This is a genomic window from Bradyrhizobium sp. P5_C11_2 (assembly GCF_054049755.1).
The window spans coordinates 1-6004 of record NZ_JBFULT010000464.1 but is presented as its reverse complement, the minus strand read 5'-3'; the positions used below and the strand labels follow the sequence as shown (position 1 = coordinate 6004).

The 6004-nt window shown below is 60.1% G+C and carries 3 protein-coding genes and 2 pseudogenes; 4 read left to right on the top strand and 1 reads right to left on the bottom strand.

The window, feature by feature from the left end:
* The 3 genes and pseudogenes from ACXJL8_RS31140 to ACXJL8_RS31130 all read left to right on the top strand — a co-directional run.
* Window positions 1-1432 (top strand): polysaccharide biosynthesis/export family protein (locus tag ACXJL8_RS31140; protein WP_456686161.1); only part of this gene is annotated, 1432 nt, incomplete at its 5' end.
* A gap of 476 nt (window positions 1433-1908) precedes the next feature.
* Window positions 1909-2967 (top strand): UDP-glucose 4-epimerase GalE, encoded by a 1059-nt coding sequence (galE, locus tag ACXJL8_RS31135; RefSeq protein ID WP_456624385.1) that lies wholly within the window; start codon window positions 1909-1911, stop codon window positions 2965-2967.
* A 689-nt stretch (window positions 2968-3656) separates the two neighbouring features.
* Window positions 3657-3956, top strand: a pseudogene (locus tag ACXJL8_RS31130) (HlyD family efflux transporter periplasmic adaptor subunit); the annotation flags it as partial.
* Window positions 3957-4366: 410 nt separating this feature from the next.
* Here ACXJL8_RS31130 and ACXJL8_RS31125 read toward each other — a convergent pair.
* A complete protein-coding gene (locus tag ACXJL8_RS31125) occupies window positions 4367-4726 on the bottom strand; it encodes a VanZ family protein (RefSeq protein ID WP_456624343.1) in 360 nt (119 codons plus the stop codon).
* A gap of 706 nt (window positions 4727-5432) precedes the next feature.
* Between ACXJL8_RS31125 and ACXJL8_RS31120 the strand changes: the two are divergent.
* Window positions 5433-6004 (top strand): annotated as a pseudogene (locus tag ACXJL8_RS31120) (hypothetical protein); the annotation flags it as partial.

The following is a 6004-nucleotide window of genomic DNA, read 5'->3' as shown; positions in this document are numbered from 1 at the left end:
TGAGGAAGGATGTCACCGTATGAGCACGTTGGTGCAGAGAGTTGCCGTCTTACCGAACTCGATGTTGCGCAATCGTTTCCATATCAATGTGTTTGGCCGTAACCTGAGCCGTTGCATCAAATGGGGCATGGTGGCTTTTGGCCTGACAATTTCCGTCGCTCAAGCAAACGCCGAATATCGAATAAGCATCGGAGACGTGCTAGAGATCACGGTGGCGGGCGTGCCGGAGCTACGGCATCGTGCTCTCGTCCAAGTGGACGGGAATATTTCGTTGCCACTGGTCGGAATGCTTCCCGTAGCCGGCCTGCCTTTGCCGCAGGTCCGAGCCCAAATCGGGGCCGCACTGGCAAGCAAGGTGTTTCGACAGAGGACTTCGGATGGTCGCGAGGCCGTCATCGTGATCGACGCGGGTGAGGTCACGACGATCGTGGCGGAGTACAGGCCGGTCTACATAAACGGGGACGTGTCGAAGCCGGGCGAGTACCCTTATCGTCCCGCCACCACCGTACGCCAACTCGTCGCTGTGGCGGGCGGCTACGACGTCATACGCATCAGAATGAATAATCCGTATCTCGAGTCAGCGGACTTGAGAAGTGAGTACGGATCGCTTTGGACAGAACTCGCCAAAGAACAGGCGCGTATGTGGCGCATCAAGAACGAGCTCGGAGAGGCGACGCAGCTCAATCCTGGCATTCCGACGGACGTGCCCATAGCTCGATCGGCGATTTCGGCAATCGTCAATGCAGAAACGGAATACTTGAAAACGAAGCAGAGTGACTATCAGCAGGAAAAGTCGTTCCTTCAGCGCGGTGTCCAACAGGGAGACGACCAGGTCCGCGTGTTGTCAGAGCAGCAGAAAAATGAGGAAGAAGGATTTCGGGCAGATCTCGAAGAACTGCAAAAAGCGTCCGACCTCTTTGCCAAGGGTTCCGTGATCGGCCCTCGCGTTACAGATGCGCGGCGCGCGGTGCTGCTGTCTTCAACACGGAAGCTGCAGACCGCTGCGCTACTAATGCAGGTCAAGAGGCAACAGGACGAGCTCTCTAGAAAGCTTGTAAAGCTCGACGATCAGCGGAGGCTTGACCTGCTCCGTGAGCTGCAAGACACGAGCTTAAAGCTCAACCAAATTCGCGAGAAGCTGCAGAGCGTCGGAGAGAAGCTTCAGTACACTGCGATGGTTCGGTCGCAACTCACGCGGGGGGCCGGCAGCAAACCGGACATTGCCATCATTAGAAAAGGCGAGAAAGGGCCGGAACAGATTATCGCGAGCGAAGATACCGAGTTGCAGCCGGGTGACGCCGTCGAGGTCTCGCTGCGATACCAGGACGGTCCTGACGCGCCTCTCCGAAGGCAAAGCAGTTCAAATCTCCGAACAGGGACAGGCCGGACCGACCTAACCGCAGCCGATTCACCGCGCGTCGGCGCCAGGTGACGAGGGCTGCCGCAACTCAGGAACGTAAGTCACGTGACGATATAAATCCTCCGCCGCTGTCGGCGTGGATTTTCCGGTTCCGGCTGAAACAGGCAAGCGAGAGCGGCGCGGCCGAACTGCAGAACTCCCTGGAAGAGGAGCGCGAGCGGTCCGCGGGGCTGCAGCAGGATCTGGCGACAGCACGGCATGATGTCGGGCCCAGACCGCGCTGACCGCAAAGGCAACTCAGGATGTTCTGCGGTGGAAGCAGGCGGCAGGATCAAGAAATATTCCCGGTTTTTCCTCGCTCTCGATCGCCTTTGTCGCGTGCCCCATCGGAAGCTCTCCGCAAGGTGCCAATGGGTAGTCCTTCGGGGCTGTTGCACCCGGCTGCCAACGAGAGTCACGTGGAGGGATGACGGTCTCTGGAGTGCATAAGCCGGCGCCGATGCAGGCGTCGCACGGGGCCAGTTGGGCGAATGCGGAAGGTGTCCGAAATGATCTTGGTGACCGGAGGTGCCGGCTATATCGGGTCCCACGTTTGTATCGCGTTGCTGGACGCCGGGTTCGATGTCGTCGTCGTCGATAATCTTTCCAACAGCAGCAAGGCCTCGCTTGAGCGGGTCCAATCCATCTGCGGGCGATCGCTCGTCTTCCGGAACGCAGACATCCGGAATGAAGTGGTGATCTACGACATGCTTCGTGCCTCTGGAGTGACTGCGGTCATTCACCTTGCAGGGCTGAAGGCGGTGGGCGATTCCAACGTGCGGCCCATGATGTATTACGAGAACAACGTCCTGGGAACGATGCGACTGGTGTCGGCCATGAAGAGGGCGAATGTAAAGACGCTCGTCTTCAGCTCGTCCGCGACCGTCTACGGGATCCCTAGATACCTGCCGCTCGACGAGAAGCATCCCCTCGGTCCGACCAATCCGTACGGCCGCACAAAGCTCGTCATCGAAGAGATGCTGAAGGACCTCTGCAGGTCCGACGACGCTTGGCGGATCGGCAATCTGCGCTACTTCAATCCGGTCGGCGCGCACGAAAGCGGGCTCGTCGGGGAAGACCCGCTGGGCGTTCCCAGCAACCTGTTGCCGTTTGTGGCGCAGGTGGCGATTGGACGGCGGGAGAAGCTGCAGATCTGGGGAGACGACTATGACACGCCTGATGGCACCGGAATCCGCGACTTCATTCATGTGGTCGATCTCGCATCCGGGCATTTGAGTGCCTTGCGCCGGCTCAGACAACCCGGCCTGATCACGGTCAATCTTGGAACGGGCAACGGCAGCAGCGTTCTGGACATTGTCCGCGCGTTTGAATTGGTGAGCGGGCGATCAATCCCCTATGAAATCGGGGAGCGCCGGGCCGGTGATGTCGCCGCCTGCTATGCCGACCCGACGTTTGCGAAGGACGCGTTGGGCTGGGCATCGACGCGGTCGTTGGAGCAAATGTGTGTGGACCATTGGCGTTGGCAATTGCAGAACCCCAACGGTTATCAGGGCAGCGAGCTTCCGAAGGTTCGCGAGCGGTCCAGGCATCTCCGTCGTCATGCCTGAGCGTGCGCGTCCGAGGTGTTGGAACGCGCACCTGACCGCATGAGTGGAGTTCGGGGCGCGCCGCGGCAGCGTGCATGCCGCCCAACAGAGGTAGCCCGTAATGACCCAAAATCTCCTCACCGCAGAGCAAGCCTGCAGATAAGATGCAGTCGCGCCTGGGGATTTGCGATGCCACACTATCGTGTGTACGTTCTGGACGAACACGGCCAGTTGGGTAGCGTGGTCAACCTTCATTGCCCAGACGATGCGTCCGCAACCGAGCGGGCCGGGCGGTTGGCGAACGGTCACGAGGTTCAGCTTTGGCGACTGGTCGCCGAGCTCAAATTTGACGATCCGCAGCACCGACCCAAGCGGCGGCGGAGTGTCCGCGCACCAATGCACTAAGATCGAATGCCGCTAGCGTGCATTCGTCTTGCGTCTCTTTGACAGTTTTGTGCGCATCGACCGCGACATCATCGAGTCCGGAAACAAGGGCTCGCGCGTGGGAAACCGGCGCACGATCACCCCCGGCCGAGAGCGGACGCTGCTAGCAATCAAGGGCCCTTCCAAAAACCCACTGCTTTGAAATCTCCTCGCGAAGCGGGCTTCCGAACATGCGGTATGTCGCGTGCGCATTCGCGCTGCGCGCCGTGGAATTCCCTGTTATCAACATCGAGATGATATCGGAACGACCCTTCCCGCTCTTGCGGGCAACCGAGCAGAAGGCGGCGAGCGTTGCGCAGGAAGTGGTCAAGGCGGAGCGGCGCACGAGGCTTCAGCATCTGACCGCAACGGTCGACGGCGTCGTGCAACAGCTCGCCGTTCAGACGGGGGGAGGCGTGGTGACGCCGGCGCAGGCTCTGGTCATCGTGGTTCCGAGCGAGAGTCAGCTCGAGATCGAGGCCATGCTCTCCAACCGCGACATCGGATTCGTCCATCCCGGACAGACGGCGGAAATCGAGATCGATTCGTTCAACTTCACGCGCTATAGGCTGCTGCATGGCGTTGTCACGCTCGAACAATCGTCCACACGCGCTTGCGGCACGGACTAGACTTACCAGCGACTCGTCTAAGCGCTTTACGACTTCGGCCAATTCCCCACCAAGCATTGACAGGTACGAGCTCGCTCCGCCGCACCTCTTGACTAAGTCTCGGGCAAACGCACTGGTATACCCTACAATTGGACATCCGGAGCTGGGAGCGTCGATCGGCAGCGCGGCGACTCGGGCGTCTTGTGACAAGAATAGGAAAAGTGCAGCGCCGTACGCCATTATCTCATCCTGATTGGACGAAAACCCCGGAAACCGAACCTGCTCGGCGAGTCCGCGTAACGTTACTTCCGCGCACATTGCCTGCAATAGCGAGCCGCCCAAACCAGGTCGCCTCGGATTGGGACATAAGGACGCGCGTTATAGAGCGACTACACCTCGGGCCGAGAACGCGCTCGCTCAAGATACAGAATAGCGCGACCGACGAAGACGCCTAAGACCCCACCAGCAATCTTTTGGAGTCCGTCAAGGATTCGAGCGTGGCGATCCGGCGCAAGCAGCTGCAGAAATTCAAGCGAGGCCGCGCTGCCAAGTACAAAGATTAGGACGGTAGGAATGCGTCGTGGATAAGCTAAGCAGAAGAGCGCCCCGGAAATCACAAACGCCGCAACATGTTCAACGGTCGAAGAGGTCAGCAAAGTTGGCCTGTCTCGAACAGGAGACAGGGTGGCGTAGGCAATAAAAGTCAAGGAAGCCCAAGCGGCGGTCCTAAGGAGGCGTTTTCGCGGCATTTCAGCCTTGTTCTCGGCGAACACGTTCTGGTGCTCCGGGCCCGCTCCGGCCGGGCCGGGCAAATCCAACGATCGAAGCGAAATCAGGACACGATAGCACATGACGGCACCGTCAGACCAAGGCCAGGCGCGTTACCTCCTTTTCGTCAGTTTGCAGCGCCGCCAAGCAGCCCGTTGCGTATCCACGAATAGCTGCACAGGCTGAACGGAAACCACCTGCTGGAGCGATGCGGCGGAGCGAAGCGTCGATGGCCTGACGAGAGGCCGCAAGGTCCCCCAGGACAGCTCGGCGAGGTCGATCGCCAAGAGCTATTGGCGATGCGGCGGAGCGAAGCGTCGATGGCCTGACGAGAGGCCGCAAGGTCCCCCAGGACAGCTCGGCGAGGTCGATCGCCAAGAGCTATTCGATGGCGGATCCCGGCGCGAGGTCTGCGAAGACCCGCGCCTGCTCAGTCCATGAATTTCGTCGGGAACCTTGAGCGGTTCACGTCTCCGATGATCGTCCACCCCTCTAATCAAAAAGGGGTAAGGAGGTGCTCCATGCGAGTTATAGGATTTGCTCACAGGCGGTGCGAATAATGACGCATCTGTAACAGGCCGCATCATCATGCGCCGGATCATTGCAAGCGGGTCGCACGGTTACCTGCCCATTCTGGGACGATCCGCGCCCCCGTGGATGACGGCGGCTGTGCTCGTGATCGCGTGCATGTCGGACACGCAGGCGTCCTCCGATCAAGCGCGACATCTGGGGGATGCACGATACGCGACGACTTCCGACAATATCGATTATCGCGGGATGGAAGGTCGCATTGAGTTTGCGGCGTTGCCGCTGCACCGCGAGGGTAATGACAAATCTATGCGGGTCGCGCAAGCAACGGCGATCGATAGTGGAGAAGTCCAGCAGTGTCCGGAAGTGGAGTTCCGCAGGCCGGAGCCACTGTTCGACGAACTCACCCTTGCACGACGCGATATCGAGCTGCTGCAGCGTCTCGAACAGGAGTACGACCGGGCCGAGCAGCTGGAACATGCGCTTGCAGCCGCGCGACGCGATGTCGAGACTCTGACGGCGCTCGCGACAAAGGCGAGCGGTGAAACCGCCGAGCCGAAGCAAGCCGCGGAAGGTGGCTCTGCGGAGTTGCGAAATTCCCTGCAACAGGAGCGGGATCAGGTCAGCCGGCTCGAGCAGGCGCTGGCGGCGGCGCGATACGACGTCGATTCGCAGACAGCGCTTGCGGCAAAGGCGAGCGACGAGGTCGCCCTGCTGAAGCAGGCCGCGGA

Excerpts from the sequence above, each read along its gene's own strand:
- galE (WP_456624385.1), top strand. The coding sequence starts at position 1,909 with ATGATCTTGGTGACCGGAGGTGCCGGCTATATCGGGTCCCACGTTTGT.
- ACXJL8_RS31125 (WP_456624343.1), bottom strand. The coding sequence starts at position 4,726 with ATGCCGCGAAAACGCCTCCTTAGGACCGCCGCTTGGGCTTCCTTGACT.